Raw genomic sequence first — 15,404 nt, 5'->3', positions numbered from 1 at the left:
GATTCCAGTATATTGGATGGCACCTGATCCGTTAGAAGCGACTGTTTATGGCAAATCCTGAAATCGAGAGCCCGCTGGACGGGATCGACAAGTTGACCGTCTCGCTCTACCGCCTTGGCTTGAGTGCGGCAGCCCTGTTGCTGCTTTGCCGCGGTGCGGCGCTGCTGAGCGGGATGGCACTGCTCCCGTCGGCACAATGGTTGATGTCGCTGGCAGTGGCAAGCGCAATCTGCGGCTTCTCGCTGCATATCTACGACAAGCGGATTCGCCTGATTCTGCAGGGATTTGGGTGGGGCGCACTGGCCCTGGCAGCGGTGGGGGCACCGGATGCGCTGGTGCTGGGGGCTGCGTTGGCGACCCTCTCCGGGCTGGCGTTCAAGGAGCAGTTTTGCTTCGCCATTCCCGGCATCAAGCTGGTGCCCGTATTGCTGCCGGCGTTATGGCTGCTGGAGTGGTTGCGGGTGGAGTGGGCCGCCGCATGGGTAGCGCTGGTCTGCGGGGCCCTGTTGACCTTGCTGGCGCTGGCCAAGTGGCGGATGCCCCTGCACTTCGATATCGGTGACAAGGGGCGTTACCAGATCTAGGTCTGCTGGCACACCTTCATCTGCTGGTTGAGGGCTTGCATCACCTGACGGCGGCTGATGATGCCGATCACCTTGCCCTGTTGCAGCACCGGGTAGATCTTGGGCTTGGCGTCGGCCATCTGGCGAGCCAGATCCAGAATGCTCTCATCCGGCCCGACCGAGAGGGGCGAACGGTTCATCAGATCCTCCACCCGGGTGCGGGTATCGCAGTGGTAGCTGCCGGTGAGCAGGCTGGGGATGCAATCTTGTTCGGAAAGAAAGCCGATCAGCCGTTTCTGCTCATCCAGCACCGGCAGGCCGCCAAGACCCGATTGATGCAGGCGATCCAGAGCTTCTGTCAGGCCGAGTCCGGCAGTGAGGGAGTGGGTCAGGCGACCCATGTGGTGGTGTACTTTCAGCATGGTGGTGACTCCGCAAGAGGGGGATGCCGCCACTATGGCGCGGGCGGGTGGCCCGCGACCAATGGCTTGTGCCGCAGGGATTGATAGGCACTGGCCATCGGCGGTGATCCGCTGGCAGGCGGGCTTCGTTCATGCAAGACCATGAAAGGGAAAGGAGATCGTATGCGTGCATTGGTTACGGGCTGCGGCCGTCGACTCGGATTTTATCTCTGTGAACAGCTGGTGGCGGCGGGTTGGCAGGTGACGGGCAGTTATCGCAGCGAGCGGCCGGAGCTGGCCACGCTGGCGGCACTGGGGGTCGAACTGGTGCAGGCGGATTTTGGCCGGGAAGAGGACGTTGGCAAGCTGATCGATGTGCTGGCTGCCCATCAGGATCTGGCGCTGGTGATCCACAACGCTTCGGCCTTCGAGCCGCAGGCAACTGATCCGGCGGCGCAACTGGCCCAGTTCGAGCAGTTCTACCGGGTACACATGGCGGCCCCCTTCCAGCTAAACCGGGCGTTGGCCCCCCGGCTGGCCAGCAATCCCAACGCCAGCATCATTCACATCACCGATATCTATATCCATGCCCCGGCCCCCCGTTTTGCCAGCTATGTGGCGACCAAGGCGGGAGCCCATTCGCTGGCCATGAGCTTTGCCCGCGAGCTGGCGCCTGCGGTGCGGGTCAACACCATAGAGCCGGGGCCGATCCTGTTTCTCGATGAACATGACGAGAGCTGGCGCCAGCAGGTGTTGGCGAAAACGCCGCTGGCGCGGGAGGGGGGGCTTGAGCCCATCTGGCAGGCGGTGCAGTTACTGATGGGGAACAGTTATATGACGGGGGCCAGCATCAAGGTAGATGGCGGGCGCGCGCTGGCCACCCTCTGATAGGTTGCCGAGCACCAGCGGCCCCAGCCCGACCTGCCGAGTCAGCAAGCCCTTGCCGGGTTTGAGCTTGCCCGACGGGGCGGGGAGCGTCACTTGCAGCGCCACCTTGGGGTCATGCACCTCGCCATGGCCGTAGAGCTCGGCCAGCAGCTCCGCCAGATAGGAATCGACCTCTGCCGAGGCAAAGTCACCGCTCCTGTTGCTGGTCAGAATATCGATGTCGAGCGGCCGATCGTGCACCTTGCAGAGCGGATCGCTGCGATCCCGGCCGTGAGCCACTTCAAGGGCGACAAAGTGCTGCTTGAGGCTGGCGGCATCGAGCGGGCTCTCCACCACCAGCAGGCAGTTGAGAAAGTCGTGGCTGGAGTGCATTCCCACCGGCTTGGTGCGGATCACCGAACTCAGCCGCAGGGGGCCGACGTTCGCAAGCAGCTCGGCCAGCGCGCGGCTGACATGGATGTGCGGGTCAATATTGGAACCAATGCTACACAGATAGAACATGCTCACCTTCCCGGGGTTGGGCTCATCTGAAATGTATACGCAGCTCACGGTTATCGGATTAACTATGGCTTAACATTGTCTTATCTATTGTGATCCGGCACTGATTGGCAGAAAGGAGGTTTGCATGAGTGTGGAGCTGAAATGGGCGCTGTTGACCGCCTCGGGCGCGCTGGCGATGATCATGATTATCTGTCTGGCCTCTGTCGCGTTGGCGTGAATCACCACAATCCAGATAATACAAACCGGCCTGTTGGCCGGTTTTGTTTTTTGGGGCGGTGCGGCTATGCTGGCGCACCGGTGAGAATGCAAGAGAAGAGATGATGACCAAGGTTCGCCCACGCTCCCTGCTGCAGGTGGTATTGATGGGATTTGTGCTGGTATTGATGCCGCTGGGCGGCATGATCTGGCACAACAGCACCTCCCTTGCCCACCTCAGTCAGCTCACCAGCGACGAGATGGAGCGGGCGGTCAAGGATACCCGCCGCGCCACCCTGCTGACGGCGCAAGCCATCGATATCGAACGCACCTTGCGCCGCTTCGCGGTGCTGGGGGATCGCCGCAGTCTCACCAGCTACCAGCAGCAACTCGACGGGTATCGGGTGTTGCTGGCGGAACACCGCAACTCCATCACCGACGCCCAGCTTTACAGCGGGCTCGATCAGGGGCTGGCCTGGCTCGACAGCCTGCAGGATGCCGCGCTGGCCCGGGCGGCGGTAGCGGGGGACAAGCTGGAGCAGTTCAACGATGCCAACAAGCAGCTCGAAATAGTCACCCGCAGCCGGGTTGACGAACACATGGATCGGGTGCAGCTCACCATCGCTGGACTGACCAGCGAGCTCTGGTGGGTGAGCGGCGCCGTGGCGGCGCTCAGCCTGCTGATGGTCTTTATCTTCACCTACCTCATCATCCACCCGGTACGACAGATTGAGTCGCGCATCTTGAGTCTGGGAGCCGGGGTCGAACCCGATCCTAAGCCGGTTGACGGCCCTGCCGAGCTGGTATTGTTGGGGGAGCGGATCGTCTGGCTGCACGACAAACTCAAGGAGCTGGAGCTGCAGAAATACCAGTTCCTGCGCCATGTATCCCACGAGCTCAAGACCCCGCTGGCGGTGCTGCGGGAAGGGACGGATCTGCTCTGCGAGCAGCTGGTCGGGCCTTTGACGCCGGATCAGCTGGAGATCTGCCAGATGCTCGACGAGAACAGTCGGCGTTTGCAGACCCTGATCGAGCGGCTGCTCGACTTCAACCGGCTCAGTCAGCAGGAGGCCTTCGAACTGGAGCCCGTCCCCCTGCTGCCGATGTTGTCGGAACTTTCTGCCGAGTACCGGCTGGCATTGGAGTCCAAGCAGATCCGTGTACACTTGCCGACCGTGCCGGTTACCCTGTGGGCGGAGCCCTACCGGCTACGGCTGATCCTCGATAACCTCTTCTCCAACGCCGTCAGTTACGGCGCCAGCGGGGGCAATATCTGGATCAGGGCAGGGCAGAATGAACAGATAAGCTGGCTGGAAGTGGCCAACGAGGGGCCCAAGATCCCCGTGGCCGATCAGCAACGCATTTTTGAACCCTTCGAGCAGGGCGGCACTGTGCGGCAAGGTCTCTTGAAAGGCTCGGGCATGGGCCTCTCCATCGCCCGCGAGTCTGCCAACAGCCTGGGGGGGGAACTGGTTCTGGTAGAGGATGAACAGGCGGATGTCTGTTTCAGGTTGACGTTGAAATGAGGACTATGAAGATACAACGCGTATTCCCAGCTCTGATGGCAGGGCTGCTCGCGGGTTGCTCCTTGCTGCCGCAACAGGCACAGCGGGAGTCCTCCGATATCGCTTTTGCCAAGCGGATGGAGTTTGCCAACAAGGAGATGCAGGTGCGCCTGCAATACTCCGACTGGCTGCTGGCCAGTCACCCCCAACAACGGGTGCAGGAGCGTCAGCGTCTGAAAGGGGCCGACGATCTGGAGAGCCGGGTCAGTCTGGCCATGGTGGACTCCCACCCCGCCGAATCGGTGGCCAATCGCACCGCCGGTCTGGCGCGCCTGAAGCAGATGCTGCCCGAGCTGGGTCTCGATGCGCAGGCCTTTTTACGTAGCTGGATCGCCCTCGGCGAACAGCTGCTGGCCCGCGACAGCCGTCGCGATGACCAGAGTCAGGAGATCCAGCGGCTGCGCCGCCAGATCGAGCAGCTGACCGCCATCGACGACCAGCTCAACCAGCGCAAGCTGAACGAGAATCGTGAGGTAATACCATGAGCCGGATCCTGTTGGTGGATGACGACGTCAGCCTGCTCAAACTGATGAGCATGCGGCTGCGCAGTCAGGGTTATGAAGTGGATACCGCCGACAGTGCGGAAGGGGCCCTCGACCGGTTGCGTCAGCAACGGGCCGATCTGGTACTGAGCGATCTGCGGATGGCCGGCATGGACGGTCTGGCGCTGTTCGAGCGGATCCAGGCCCAGTGGCTGGGTCTGCCGGTGATTATCATGACCGCCCACGGCACCATCCCGGACGCCATTCAGGCGACCCGCTCCGGGGTCTTCAGCTTTCTGACCAAACCCATCAACAAGGATGAGCTGTTCGCCACCATCGAACATGCGCTGAGCCTGACCCGGCCGAAACAGCAGCAGGAGTGGCAGTCGCTGATCCTGACCCGCAATCCCCAGCTGGAGCAGCTGCTGATCCAGGCTCACAGCATTGCCACCATGGAGGTGCCGGTGCTGATCATGGGGCCGTCAGGCTCCGGCAAGGGGGCGATGGCGCAGGCGCTGCATCAGGCCAGCCAGCGGCGCGACAAGCCGCTCCATACCATCAACTGCGCCGCCATTCCGTGGGCGTCACTCGACTTGCAGCTGTTTGGTGAAGATGGCCAGTCCGGCCTGTTCGAGCAGGCCAAGGGGGCGACCCTGTTTCTCGACGAGATTGGCAGCCTCTCCGAATCCCTGCAGGCCAAGCTGCTGCAGGTGATGGAGGAGTATGGTCAGGGCACGCCGGAGGTGAGGGTGCTCAGCTCCAGCCATCAGGATCTGGTCAAGGCGATGGAGGAGGGGCGCTTTCGGGAAGATCTCTTCTACCGTCTCAACGTCGCCAATATCACTTTGCCGTCTCTCAGTGCCCGCAGCGAGGATATCCCCCTGCTGGCCCGTCAGGCGCTCGACGATTACCGTAGCCGCCACAGCGACTGCGCCGCCATGGGTTTTTCGCCCGAGTCGCTGGCGATGCTGGCGGCCGCTGCTTGGCCCGGCAACGTGCGCCAGCTCTGCAACGTGGTGGAGCAGCTCGCCAGCCTCTGTTGCAGCCCGGTGATCGGGGTCTCCATGGTGGAGTCCGCCCTGAGCGGCGGTGGCGGCGGCATCCCCTCGTTCAACGAGGCGCGGGCCGAATTCGAGAAGGAGTATCTGATCCGTTTGCTGCGCACCACCGAGGGCAACGTGACCCTGGCGGCCAACATGGCGGGCAGAAACCGTACCGATTTCTACAAGTTATTGAATCGGCACGGTATCGAAGCTGCAAACTTCAAATCGAAGGGATAAATCAGGCGGGATCAACCACCGCCGGAGCGGCATCGGCTTTTTGAGTTTTATGGGAGAGCCAGAGGCCGCTCGCCTTCATCAGGTAACCGAACAAGGCGCCAATGATGAGGGAGGGCAGGATCAGCCGCCACTCGCCAGCCGCCCCGAAGGTGGCACAGCAACCGGCAAAGGTGCCGGGAATGTAGCCGAGCCACTGCTGCTTGGCCTGTACGCACATCAGGGTTGCGACCACCCCCGTCATCACATAACCCGCCACACCCGCTCCCCACAGACTGTCGCCATGGATCAGCAGCAGTGCCCACAGCATGCCACTGGTGTTGCAGAAGATGGTCTGCAGCAGCGCCTTGTAGCCACCGCTTGACGCGAAATAGCTGGTGCAGCCGAGAAAGCCGACCCAGGAGATAAGGCCGAACGCGACGGCAATCCAGCCCCAGACGGCGGAGAGAATTCCAGTGGTGATGGCGATGGCGATCAGTGGGCTCATGGGGCGACTCTTCAGTTGGCTTCGCAAAATGGGCAGCCTACCCCCGGCAATCGGGGCGGCAAGCGGGGGCCGAATTGTGTGTGATCTTCATCACCCTTTTCAACTCAGGAATACGCTTGCGCTCGCGAAAAAAATTCATTGGTGACCGGCCTGACAGTCGGCCATAGTTAGAGGCCCTGTCCTGCTCATGGAGTGAGTCTGATGGCGCCAAATGTGATCGTTCCCCTTCTGGTGTTCGTAGTCCTGTTTCTGGTCGGCACCATGGCCAAGGCACTGCCCCTGCACCACATGATGTAAATTTGTGTGAAATAAAAATCTGCCGGGGCGGGTCTTATCCATACTGCCTCACTCAGCCCCGGGAGTTTTTCATGTTGATCAAGCGTCGTACCGCCCACCCCCTTACCGAACAGGATGTCACCCCGGAAGCCGTCTATCAGGACCGCCGCCTTATTCTCAAAGGGCTGGGTCTGGGCGCAGCCACCCTGGCATTTCCCACTCAGGCCGGTGTACTCGATCTGCTGCGCGGTAAAGAGGATGCTCCCCAATTAGCCACTAGGCCGATCAACAGCAAGCCTGCGGAGCGCTCGGCCAATCTGGTGCTGACACCGGAAGAGAAGGCAACCAGTTACAACAACTTCTATGAGCTCGGAACCGACAAGTCCGACCCGGCTCGCAACGGCCATTACCTCAAGCCCGAACCCTGGACCCTCAAGGTGGAGGGGGAGGTGGCCAAGCCCTTTACCCTCGATGTGTGGGACCTCATCAACAAGAGCGAGCTGGAGGAGCGGATCTACCGACTGCGCTGTGTCGAAGCCTGGTCCATGGTGCTGCCCTGGAATGGCATCTCGCTGGCGGAGATTATCCGCCGTGCCGAGCCCACCAGTCGCGCCAAGTTTGTTGCCTTCGAAACCCTGTTTGATCCGAAACAGCTGCCGGGGCAGGCCTCCAGTTTGGGGGGCGGCATCGAGTATCCCTACGTCGAAGGGCTGCGTATCGACGAGGCGATGCACCCTCTCTCTTTCCTTGCGATGGGGCTCTACGGCAAGACCCTGCCCGCCCAGAATGGCGCGCCGATCCGGTTGGTAGTGCCGTGGAAGTACGGCTTCAAGAGCATCAAGAGCATCGTCTCGATCCGGCTGGTGGAGGAGATGCCGCCGACCACCTGGAATCTGCTGGCTCCCAACGAATATGGCTTCTACGCCAACGTCAATCCGCAGGTGGATCATCCGCGCTGGAGTCAGGCCAGCGAGCGCTTTATCGGCGAGGGCGGGGTGTTTGGCGCCAAGCGTCAGCCGACCCTGATGTTCAACGGCTATGGTGACGAAGTCGCCTCGCTCTATCAGGGGATGGATCTGCGCCAATGGTACTGAGATTGAAACCGGCCCATATCAGCGGTTTGCGGGCACTGGTGCATCTGGGCGCTCTCGGCTTCCTGCTCTGGCTGGGGTTTGCCATTCCGGCAGGTCTGCTGGGGGGCGATCCGGTGCCAGAGCTTATCCACTACCTCGGCAAGGGGGCGCTCAATCTGCTGCTGCTCACCCTGCTGGTGTCGCCGCTGGCCAAGCGCTGGCGGCAGGGGCAGCTAATCAAGCTGCGCCGCCCCCTCGGGCTCTGGTGTTTTGCCTGGGCGCTGCTCCACTTCATGGCGTGGCTGGGGCTGGATCTGCAGTTTGACTGGGGGCTGATTGGCGGCGAGCTGGTCAAGCGCAGCTACATAGTAGTGGGGATGGTAGCGTTGTTGCTGCTGGCCGCCCTCAGCATCACCTCGCTGCCCGCATTGCAGCGCCGCATGGGTGCCGCATGGCAGAAGCTGCACAACTGGGTCTATGCCATCGCCCTGCTGGTGCCGGTGCATTACTGGTGGTCGCTCAAGAGCGGTTGGGGGGAGCCCCTCATCTACCTGCTGCTGGCCTGCGCCCTGCTCTGGCCGAGGCGGGAGAAACTGCTGCGCCCCATGCGGGGACACTGGAATGCAAAAGAGGCCTAATTGGCCTCTTGTTGTTTGATCTCGCCAGTGTAGGCATCGACGATGAGATGCACCTTCTGATCCTGGCGATTGAGGGTTTTGACCTCGAATTTGTCCCCTTCCAGCTCCACTTCCCGAATGTCGTGATACCCTTGCGCCAGCAGGAGTTTGACCAGCCCGGCCATGTCGAGACGGCTCTGGGCCGCCCAGCTTGTGGCACTCAACAGGCAAAGGATCAGCAGGAAACTGCGCGGGATCATATTCATTCCGGATTCATGGCTGGCAGACTATAAACGCCATTATGTTAGGTTTTTGGAGATGAATCATCCATGAATAGAGCGCTCCCTCTGCTTGGGTTATTGCTGCCGTTGCTGGCACAGGCGGTCACGCCTGATGAAGCCATGCTGCAGCAAGCTGTCCATGAGGGACGGGTTCGGCCCTTCCATGAAATGATGGAGATGGCGGCCAGATTGCCGGTGCGGGTGTTGCGGGTGGATCTGGGGGAAGAGGATGGTATCTGGCTCTATGAACTGCGAGTCATCGATCGGGAAAACAGCGTGATCAAGGTAGCCTATCGGGCCGACAACCTTGAGCTGGTGTGGGCCAAGGGCCACCATCTGGAGCGGCTGTTCGAACCGCCAAAGCCCCCGGTCGAGGATGATGAATAACCCCTGTGTGGAAGCCTGTTCATGCGAATTCTGATTGTTGAAGACGAAAAAATTCTGGCTGGCCAGCTGGCCGAACAGCTGCGCCTCTCCGGCTTTGTCACCGACCTCTGCCACGATGGCAACGAGGCCGGTTTCCTCGGTGAGACCGAACCCTATGACGCCATCATTCTCGACCTCGGCCTGCCGGGGCGCGATGGCCTGAGCGTGCTGAAAGAGTGGCGCAGCAAGGGGATCGATACCCCTGTGCTGGTGCTGACCGCCCGTGGTCAGCTGCACGAGAAGATCGAGGGGCTCAACGCCGGTGCCGATGACTACCTTACCAAGCCGTTCCAGGTGGCCGAGCTGGTAGCGCGGGTCCATGCGCTGGTGCGCCGGGCGGCGGGTAACGCCAGCTCCATTCTGGAGATTGGCGGAGTGCGGCTCGACATGGCGGCGTCGCAGGTGTGGTACGAAGGGACTCCCATCAAACTGACCGCCCACGAGTTCCGCGTGCTGGGTTATCTGATGCAGCACCGGGGCAAGGTGGTATCGCGCAGCGAGCTGATCGACCACATCTATGCTCAGGATTTTGACCGTGACTCCAATACCGTGGAGGTGTTCATCGGCCGGATCCGCAAGAAAACCAATCCAGACCTGATTGAAACAGTGCGCGGCCTCGGGTACCGGATCAACGAATGAGGCTGGTCAGAACCCTGCGGGGGCGACTGGTCGCCATCGCGCTGGTGTGGTGCGGGCTGTTTCTGTTCGCCACCGGTTTCAGTCTGCAGACCATGATGCGCAACTACTGGCAGGAGGCGGAGGCCGACGGCCTTCGCCTGCAGCTTTATGATCTGCTCTCCCGGCTGGAAGTGGCCAAAACCGGCCTGCCGGTGGTCACCGGCTCCCTCTCCGATCCCCGCTTCAATCAACCCTACTCCGGCTACTATTGGCAGCTGGAGTTGGGCCGCGATGTGGTGGGGCGCTCCCGTTCCCTATGGGATACCAACCTGAAGAGCGACGGCCTCAAGTCGGCGTTTGGCGATCCCGACCTCTTCGTCGGCAAGGGGCCCAACAAGGAGCCGCTGCTGATCATGACCCGCACCGTGCTGCTGCCCGGTTCGGATCGGGTGTTCACTCTGGTGATGGCCAAGGACAGTAGCGCTCTGACCCAAACCCTCAACAAGACCCGGATCAGCCTGTTCCTCGGCCTCGGCTTTGCCGCCGCCGGTCTGGTACTCGGCTTCATGTTCCAGATCGTCTACGGCTTGCGGCCGCTGCACCTGCTGCGCCGCGAATTGGGGCGGGTTCACGAGGGTCATCAGGAGGGATTCCGGCTGCGCTATCCGCTGGAGATCCAGCCGCTGGTGGAGGATATCAACCGGCTGCTGCATCACTACGGCGAGCTGCTGCAGCGGGCGCGCTCCCACACCGGCAATCTGGCCCACGCCCTCAAGACGCCGCTCAGCATCATGCGCAATCAGGTGGCTCAATTGCCGCCGGAGGATCAGGCTGCCATCGGCGAGCAGCTCGACCAGATCCAGCGCCATATCGATTACCACCTCGGCAAGGCACGGGTGACCGGCGCCGCCAAGATCCTCGGGGTCTCGACCCCGGTGCGGGCGCGGGTGGAGTATATCTGCCGCGCCTTCTCCCGCCTCTATCCGGGCAAGACGGTGGACCTGCAGGTGCCCGCCAATCTGGCGGTCGGGGTGGAGGAGCAGGATTTCGATGAGATGGTAGGCAACTTGCTGGAGAACGCCTTCAAGTGGTCTGCCAGCGAGCTGCGCATCTCCAGCGCCGAGCTGGGGGGCTGGATCACCTTGCGTATCGAGGATGACGGCCCCGGCATGAGCGAGGATCAGATCGCCAAGGCGGTGCTGCGCGGGGTGCGGCTCGACGAGAAGGTGCCGGGCTCGGGCCTGGGCCTCAATATCGTCTCCGATCTGGCGGAAGCCTATCGGGGCAGTTTCATCATGGGCCGCGCCGAACTGGGCGGTCTGGCCGCCTCCCTCTCGTTGCCCAAGGTGGCAAGAGTCGAGAGCTAGGCATAACATATGGCATTTGTTTTAGCCTGAGGAAGAGAAGCATGACCGACGATCCGTGGGCACTGTGTCACCTTGACGATTCGTTTGATGCCTCTGTGCTGGGGGTCAAGGGCGCCCAGATTCAGTGGTTTGAAGACAGGGATGGCCTGATCGCGTTCCTTCTGGAAGATTTTGTCGACCTGCTGGCCGATGTGGGCGAGCTGGACGAGGAGCAGACCGAGCAGGCGCGGGAGCGCTTCACCCTGCTGGTGGAGCAGAGCTTCGACGATCGCACCCTGATGGATGCCATCAACGATCTCGCCTCCGGCCTGCGCCGCATCGCCTGGTTGGGGCCGCTCTCGGAGCTGGCCGAGATCAGCGACGAGTTTGCCTCCGGCCTGCGCCGCTATTTCTGGAGCCAATACGATGGCGATGAAGATGACCCGGACGCCTGGGTGCCGGAAGAGCTGTGGCCGCAGCTGGTTGAGTGCGCGCAGGAGTATATGGAGGAAGGGGAGTTCTAAACCCGTCCCGACCATGCCTGCGCTTTGGCAGACAGATAAAGAAACGGCGCCTTGATGGCGCCGTTTTTATTGGGTGGCAATCGCCTTAGCCGTTGGCCGGTACCGCGTGGGCGGTGTTGGCCAGCACTGGGCCAGTGTACTTCTCGATCTGCAACTGGGCCATGTGGCCGCAGTTGCCCTGCGCCAGACTGGACGAGCCTTCGTCGAAGGTGAGGCAGTTGACGTTGCCGTTCTTGCAGATGCTGCCCGCTTCGCCCGGCTTGGCCGGGTCATACCAGGCCCCTTCGCAGATCCGCACCACCCCCTGGCGCACATCCTCGGAGAGCAGGGCGCCCACCAAAATCTGGCCGCGCTCGTTGAAGGCGCGCACCAGATCCCCCTGGGCGATGCCGCGAGCCTTGGCGTCGGCGGGATGGATCATGATCGCCTCGCGGTCGGCGATAGCGAACTTGTCCCGCAGCGGGGTGTTGTCGAGCTGGGAGTGCAGCCGCTGGGTCGGGTGGGAGGTGTTGAGCGACAGCGGATAGCGCGCCGCCACCTCGCTCTTCACCCACTCCTTGGGCTCATACCACTTGGGATGGCCGGCGCAGTCGGCGTAACCCATCCCCGCCACCGTGTTGGAGAAGATCTCGATCTTGCCGGACGGGGTGCCGAGCGGGTTGAGCAGCGGATTCTCGCGAAAATCGGCGTGACGGATCCACTGGCGGTTTGCCTCGGGGATCGGGAAGCGGATGTAGTTGTTGGACTCCCAGAACATATTGAACGGCGGCAGCGCCACGCGGGCGCCACGGGCCTGCGCCGCCATGCCGTCGTACATCTGCTTGAGCCACAGCATCTCGTCCTTGCCTTCGGTGTACTGCTCCTGCACGCCCAGTTTGGCGGCGATGGCGCTGAAGATGTCGAAGTCGTTGCGGGACTCGTGCTGGGGCGGCACGCACTGGTGCATCGGGAACACATAGCGCTGGGAGTAGTCGCCACCCATCTCCAGATCGTTGCGCTCGTAGCTGGTGGTGACCGGCAACACGATATCGGCGTGCTTGGCGGTGGCCGTCCAGTAGGGCTCGTGCACGATCACGGTCTGCGGTTTGCGCCACGCTTGCAGCAGGTTGTTGGTGTCCTGATGGTGGTGGAAGGGGTTGCCGCCCGCTACGTAGACCAGCTTGATGTCCGGATAGGTCACCTTGCGGCCGTTGAAGTCGATGGTCTTGCCCGGATTGGCGAGACAGTCGGCGATGCGGGCCACCGGGATTGGGGCCGGGCTGTTCTTCGGTGCGTTGCCGGCGGAGATACCGGCCAGAATGCCGCCCTTGGCGGTGGGGCTGCCACCGGAGGAGTAGTGGTAGCTGAAGCCGTAGCCGCCGCCCGGCAGGCCGATCTGGCCCAGCATGGAGGCCAGAGTGACCAGCATCCAGTTCGGCTGTTCGCCGTGCTGCTGACGCTGCATGCCCCAACCGGCCATGATCATGGTGCGCTTGGCGGCCATGTCGAGAGCCAGCTGGCGGATCACCTTGGCATCGACGCCGCAGACGCTGCTCGCCCATTCGGCGCTCTTCGGTTGGCCGTCATCCTTGCCGAGCAGGTAGTTCAGGAACTTGTCGAAGCCAACGGTGTAGCGATCGAGGAAAGCTTGATCGTGCTTCTTCTCGCTGTAGAGGGTGTGAGCCACACCCAGCATCATGGCCACGTCGGTGTAGGCGTTCGGCGCAATCCACTCGGCACCGACCAGCTTGGCGGTCTCGTTGTAGATGGGGTCGATGCTGATGACGCGGGTGCCCTTCTCTTTCAGCGCCATGAAGCCGGCCTGCCCTTCGTGATCCGGCATGTTCCAGCTGTTCTTCAGAGTTACTTGAGCGTTGACCCCCCACAGCACCACCAGTTCGGCGTTTTCCACCACATTCGGCCAGGCGGTCTGCTGCTCGTACACCTCGATGGAGCCCATCACGTGGGACATGATCACCTGGGCCGCGCCCGTGGAGTAGTCACCGGCATAACCGGTGAAACCGCCGGAGAGGTTCATCAGGCGGTGCAGCAGGGTGCGGCTGTTGTGGAACATGCCGACACTCTTCCAGCCGTAGGAACCTGCGTGGATCGCCTGCGGACCGAAGTCACTCTGCACGCGCTGGATTTCACCGGCCACCAGTTCGATCGCCTTGTCCCAGCTTACTCGCACCCACTCGTCGGCTCCGCGCAGCTCAGGCTTGGCGCCCGGGCCGTGTTCCAGCCAGCTCTTGCGTACCATGGGGTACTTGATGCGGTTCTTGGCGTGCACCTGGAACGGCGCCATGTCGATGAGATCGTTCGGTGCCGGATCATCGGCCACCGGCTGGACGCGCACCATGCGACCATCTTCGACGATCGCCTCGAAAGCACCCCAGTGGGCGCCGGTCAGAATGCCCTTCTGGGCGGGCACCAGAGTCGGGAACTGACTCAATGCGGTGCTGATGGCTTGTGCCAGCGCACTCTTGGGAAAAATGCCGCCGAGCAGGGGCAGGGCTGCGCAGGCGCCGAGCCCCTTGAGCAGGTTGCGGCGGGACAGATTGGTCTTCTTGTCATTGAAAAAAGTCATAACGGTTATCCTCTGTGCCAGCCTTAGTGGGCCGCGCTCATGTCACTGGCGTGTTTCTGGACATACTGGGTCAACATGCGAGCCTGTTCCGGGGTCAGGGAGGTACGAGATTCCATCCCCTTGATGACGCCGATCCACTGGTTGGCATTGAAGTGATCCAGCGCGGTGAGGCCGTGGCAGCCGGTACAGTTGTTGGACATCAGGGTGGAGGCGTATTGCCACAGCTTGCCCTGATCGCCGATGAGCTGGCTCTGGTCGACCCAGGCGGTCAGCTTGACCTGATGCCAGGTGAGGTTGGTGGCGCTGTCGGTTTCGCTCTGGCTGGTGACCAGTGCTTTCTTGGCGGCATCGCCGACCAGTACGCTGAGGATCCGTTTGCCCGGTGCGGCGTAGAACACTTCGCTCACACCATCCTGTTGCCAGCCTTCGATCTGCACCTTGGCGCGGCCGTTTTCGTTGGCCAGCACTTCCACCTTGGTGGAGGGCATCAGGGTGCCTTCGTCGGTCTTGGCGGCAGCATCGAGGAACAGCGGGGTGGTGGCGATGGCGTAACGGGTGGTGACGTTGGCCGGGGTCTGGGCCGCAGCCTGCGCCAGCTCGCTGGCACCGGCGGCAGCCAGGCCGCTCATGTCAGGCATGATGTGGGCGACACCACGGTGGCAGTCGATACAGGTCTGGCCTTCCTTGATGGCGACCGGGTGCTCGGCACGGGCATTGGGGCGCTGGGCCAGAATGTCCATCGCCTCGTAGCTGTGGCAGCTGCGGCAGGTCGCGGAGTCGTTGGCTTTCAGCTCGTCCCAGACGGATTGGGCCATCCGCAGCTTGTGGGCTTCATACTTTTCCGGGGTATCCAGCGTGCCGATCGCCTCGTGATAGATATCCTTCACTGCGCGGATCTTGGTCCACAGGTAGGAGGTGGGGTCGCCCGGGATGTGGCAGTCGGCGCACTCGGCGCGGATCCCCTTGGTGTTCTGGAAGTGGACACTGCCCTGATACTCGGCGAGCGGAGTCTGCATGGAGTGGCAGGAGACGCAGAATTCGGTGGCGCTGGTCTTGTGCAGCACGGTCACGGTGACACCCAGTGCCGCGACACCCAGCAGGGCCCCGAGCAGCAGGAGCCAGAACCAGGTTTTTCTTATCAGTTTTCCAATCATGGCGGCGTTTTCCTACGGTCAATAATTACCTACATAGTACTAGTCCAATAGTAGTAGTAATGACAGGGATAAGGCGTTGACCTCCATCATGGTTTATATTTTTGATTGTTCTCACATTTTGTCTTTTGTTTTGTTTTTTATTTAATTATCGAATTAAATTCAGT

Annotated in this window: 18 protein-coding genes; 12 read left to right on the top strand and 6 right to left on the bottom strand. The window is 61.8% G+C overall.

Going from position 1 to position 15,404, the window contains the following annotated elements:
• The first annotated feature begins 47 nt into the window (after window positions 1-47).
• Window positions 48-584 carry a DUF2301 domain-containing membrane protein gene (locus AB5Y84_RS16780; protein ID WP_042054827.1) on the top strand — a complete coding sequence of 179 codons (537 nt, stop codon included), beginning with the start codon at window positions 48-50 and terminating at the stop codon, window positions 582-584.
• Here AB5Y84_RS16780 and AB5Y84_RS16775 read toward each other — a convergent pair.
• Window positions 581-985 (bottom strand): CBS domain-containing protein, encoded by a 405-nt coding sequence (locus tag AB5Y84_RS16775; RefSeq protein ID WP_150390130.1) that lies wholly within the window; start codon window positions 983-985, stop codon window positions 581-583. The genes AB5Y84_RS16780 and AB5Y84_RS16775 overlap by 4 nt on opposite strands.
• Window positions 986-1,147: 162 nt before the next feature.
• Between AB5Y84_RS16775 and AB5Y84_RS16770 the strand changes: the two genes are divergently transcribed.
• Window positions 1,148-1,852: an SDR family oxidoreductase gene (locus tag AB5Y84_RS16770; RefSeq protein ID WP_203119763.1), complete on the top strand. Its 705-nt coding sequence runs from the start codon at window positions 1,148-1,150 to the stop codon at window positions 1,850-1,852.
• On the opposite strand, the gene AB5Y84_RS16765 is transcribed toward AB5Y84_RS16770, so the two are convergent.
• Window positions 1,778-2,353, bottom strand: coding sequence for a 2-amino-4-hydroxy-6-hydroxymethyldihydropteridine diphosphokinase (locus tag AB5Y84_RS16765; RefSeq protein WP_368177416.1), 576 nt, complete (start codon window positions 2,351-2,353; stop codon window positions 1,778-1,780). The genes AB5Y84_RS16770 and AB5Y84_RS16765 overlap by 75 nt on opposite strands.
• A 124-nt stretch (window positions 2,354-2,477) precedes the next feature.
• Here AB5Y84_RS16765 and AB5Y84_RS16760 point away from each other — a divergent pair, with 124 nt between their 5' ends.
• The 4 genes from AB5Y84_RS16760 (at window position 2,478) to AB5Y84_RS16745 (ending at window position 5,875) form a co-directional block, all read left to right on the top strand.
• Complete coding sequence (locus AB5Y84_RS16760) at window positions 2,478-2,570, top strand: YnhF family membrane protein (RefSeq protein WP_005339800.1); 93 nt, start codon at window positions 2,478-2,480, stop codon at window positions 2,568-2,570.
• Window positions 2,571-2,673: 103 nt separating this feature from the next.
• A complete protein-coding gene (locus AB5Y84_RS16755; RefSeq protein WP_368177453.1) occupies window positions 2,674-4,074 on the top strand; it encodes a sensor histidine kinase in 1,401 nt (466 codons plus the stop codon).
• 5 nt (window positions 4,075-4,079) lie between these two features.
• Entirely contained in the window at window positions 4,080-4,598 is a 519-nt protein-coding gene (locus tag AB5Y84_RS16750) for a hypothetical protein (protein WP_040070048.1), read from the top strand.
• Window positions 4,595-5,875, top strand: coding sequence for a sigma 54-interacting transcriptional regulator (locus tag AB5Y84_RS16745; protein WP_005339807.1), 1,281 nt, complete (start codon window positions 4,595-4,597; stop codon window positions 5,873-5,875). Before AB5Y84_RS16750 ends, AB5Y84_RS16745 begins: the two co-directional genes overlap by 4 nt.
• Window position 5,876: 1 nt before the next feature.
• On the opposite strand, the gene AB5Y84_RS16740 is transcribed toward AB5Y84_RS16745, so the two are convergent.
• Window positions 5,877-6,359, bottom strand: coding sequence for a DUF1097 domain-containing protein (locus AB5Y84_RS16740; RefSeq protein ID WP_005339809.1), 483 nt, complete (start codon window positions 6,357-6,359; stop codon window positions 5,877-5,879).
• Window positions 6,360-6,727: 368 nt separating this feature from the next.
• Here AB5Y84_RS16740 and msrP point away from each other — a divergent pair, with 368 nt between their 5' ends.
• Together msrP and msrQ are read left to right on the top strand one after the other, a co-directional pair.
• Window positions 6,728-7,729, top strand: a complete 1,002-nt coding sequence (gene msrP, locus AB5Y84_RS16735; RefSeq protein ID WP_150390133.1) for a protein-methionine-sulfoxide reductase catalytic subunit MsrP — start codon at window positions 6,728-6,730, stop codon at window positions 7,727-7,729.
• A complete protein-coding gene (gene msrQ / locus AB5Y84_RS16730; protein ID WP_199415254.1) occupies window positions 7,720-8,346 on the top strand; it encodes a protein-methionine-sulfoxide reductase heme-binding subunit MsrQ in 627 nt (208 codons plus the stop codon). The genes msrP and msrQ overlap by 10 nt, the downstream gene beginning before the upstream one ends.
• Here the strand turns inward: msrQ and AB5Y84_RS16725 are convergent.
• Complete coding sequence (locus AB5Y84_RS16725) at window positions 8,343-8,591, bottom strand: PepSY domain-containing protein (RefSeq protein ID WP_149153769.1); 249 nt, start codon at window positions 8,589-8,591, stop codon at window positions 8,343-8,345. The two genes, msrQ and AB5Y84_RS16725, sit on opposite strands and share 4 nt — an antisense overlap.
• Window positions 8,592-8,654: 63 nt before the next feature.
• Here AB5Y84_RS16725 and AB5Y84_RS16720 point away from each other — a divergent pair, with 63 nt between their 5' ends.
• From AB5Y84_RS16720 to AB5Y84_RS16705, 4 genes are read left to right on the top strand one after another with little or no spacing between them, the layout of a single operon-like run.
• Complete coding sequence (locus AB5Y84_RS16720; RefSeq protein ID WP_069526972.1) at window positions 8,655-8,993, top strand: PepSY domain-containing protein; 339 nt, start codon at window positions 8,655-8,657, stop codon at window positions 8,991-8,993.
• A 21-nt stretch (window positions 8,994-9,014) separates the two neighbouring features.
• On the top strand, window positions 9,015-9,671 hold the full coding sequence (locus tag AB5Y84_RS16715; RefSeq protein WP_005339826.1) for a response regulator transcription factor: 657 nt from the start codon (window positions 9,015-9,017) through the stop codon (window positions 9,669-9,671).
• Window positions 9,668-11,017, top strand: a complete 1,350-nt coding sequence (locus AB5Y84_RS16710; protein WP_005339828.1) for a sensor histidine kinase — start codon at window positions 9,668-9,670, stop codon at window positions 11,015-11,017. Before AB5Y84_RS16715 ends, AB5Y84_RS16710 begins: the two co-directional genes overlap by 4 nt.
• Window positions 11,018-11,058: 41 nt before the next feature.
• Window positions 11,059-11,520: a hypothetical protein gene (locus tag AB5Y84_RS16705; protein ID WP_005339830.1), complete on the top strand. Its 462-nt coding sequence runs from the start codon at window positions 11,059-11,061 to the stop codon at window positions 11,518-11,520.
• Window positions 11,521-11,605: 85 nt separating this feature from the next.
• Here AB5Y84_RS16705 and torA read toward each other — a convergent pair whose 3' ends face one another.
• Together torA and AB5Y84_RS16695 are read right to left on the bottom strand one after the other, a co-directional pair.
• Window positions 11,606-14,086 (bottom strand): trimethylamine-N-oxide reductase TorA, encoded by a 2,481-nt coding sequence (gene torA, locus AB5Y84_RS16700; protein WP_149153766.1) that lies wholly within the window; start codon window positions 14,084-14,086, stop codon window positions 11,606-11,608.
• A gap of 23 nt (window positions 14,087-14,109) precedes the next feature.
• Window positions 14,110-15,240 carry a NapC/NirT family cytochrome c gene (locus AB5Y84_RS16695; RefSeq protein WP_368177415.1) on the bottom strand — a complete coding sequence of 377 codons (1,131 nt, stop codon included), beginning with the start codon at window positions 15,238-15,240 and terminating at the stop codon, window positions 14,110-14,112.
• Window positions 15,241-15,404 lie beyond the last annotated feature (164 nt).

It is taken from the genome of Aeromonas sp. s11, from assembly GCF_040907945.1.
GTDB lineage: Bacteria > Pseudomonadota > Gammaproteobacteria > Enterobacterales > Aeromonadaceae > Aeromonas > Aeromonas veronii.
The sequence above is the reverse complement of the archived record's forward strand: the minus strand, read 5'-3'. Positions and strand labels throughout refer to the sequence as shown.

What these genes read in the sequence shown, in the direction of transcription:
- AB5Y84_RS16780 (WP_042054827.1), top strand. Translation starts at nt 48, where the DNA reads ATGGCAAATCCTGAAATCGAGAGCCCGCTGGACGGGATCGACAAGTTG.
- AB5Y84_RS16775 (WP_150390130.1), bottom strand. Translation starts at nt 985, where the DNA reads ATGCTGAAAGTACACCACCACATGGGTCGCCTGACCCACTCCCTCACT.
- AB5Y84_RS16770 (WP_203119763.1), top strand. Translation starts at nt 1,148, where the DNA reads ATGCGTGCATTGGTTACGGGCTGCGGCCGTCGACTCGGATTTTATCTC.
- AB5Y84_RS16765 (WP_368177416.1), bottom strand. Translation starts at nt 2,353, where the DNA reads ATGTTCTATCTGTGTAGCATTGGTTCCAATATTGACCCGCACATCCAT.
- AB5Y84_RS16760 (WP_005339800.1), top strand. Translation starts at nt 2,478, where the DNA reads ATGAGTGTGGAGCTGAAATGGGCGCTGTTGACCGCCTCGGGCGCGCTG.
- AB5Y84_RS16755 (WP_368177453.1), top strand. Translation starts at nt 2,674, where the DNA reads ATGACCAAGGTTCGCCCACGCTCCCTGCTGCAGGTGGTATTGATGGGA.
- AB5Y84_RS16750 (WP_040070048.1), top strand. Translation starts at nt 4,080, where the DNA reads ATGAAGATACAACGCGTATTCCCAGCTCTGATGGCAGGGCTGCTCGCG.
- AB5Y84_RS16745 (WP_005339807.1), top strand. Translation starts at nt 4,595, where the DNA reads ATGAGCCGGATCCTGTTGGTGGATGACGACGTCAGCCTGCTCAAACTG.
- AB5Y84_RS16740 (WP_005339809.1), bottom strand. Translation starts at nt 6,359, where the DNA reads ATGAGCCCACTGATCGCCATCGCCATCACCACTGGAATTCTCTCCGCC.
- msrP (WP_150390133.1), top strand. Translation starts at nt 6,728, where the DNA reads ATGTTGATCAAGCGTCGTACCGCCCACCCCCTTACCGAACAGGATGTC.
- msrQ (WP_199415254.1), top strand. Translation starts at nt 7,720, where the DNA reads ATGGTACTGAGATTGAAACCGGCCCATATCAGCGGTTTGCGGGCACTG.
- AB5Y84_RS16725 (WP_149153769.1), bottom strand. Translation starts at nt 8,591, where the DNA reads ATGAATATGATCCCGCGCAGTTTCCTGCTGATCCTTTGCCTGTTGAGT.
- AB5Y84_RS16720 (WP_069526972.1), top strand. Translation starts at nt 8,655, where the DNA reads ATGAATAGAGCGCTCCCTCTGCTTGGGTTATTGCTGCCGTTGCTGGCA.
- AB5Y84_RS16715 (WP_005339826.1), top strand. Translation starts at nt 9,015, where the DNA reads ATGCGAATTCTGATTGTTGAAGACGAAAAAATTCTGGCTGGCCAGCTG.
- AB5Y84_RS16710 (WP_005339828.1), top strand. Translation starts at nt 9,668, where the DNA reads ATGAGGCTGGTCAGAACCCTGCGGGGGCGACTGGTCGCCATCGCGCTG.
- AB5Y84_RS16705 (WP_005339830.1), top strand. Translation starts at nt 11,059, where the DNA reads ATGACCGACGATCCGTGGGCACTGTGTCACCTTGACGATTCGTTTGAT.
- torA (WP_149153766.1), bottom strand. Translation starts at nt 14,086, where the DNA reads ATGACTTTTTTCAATGACAAGAAGACCAATCTGTCCCGCCGCAACCTG.
- AB5Y84_RS16695 (WP_368177415.1), bottom strand. Translation starts at nt 15,240, where the DNA reads ATGATTGGAAAACTGATAAGAAAAACCTGGTTCTGGCTCCTGCTGCTC.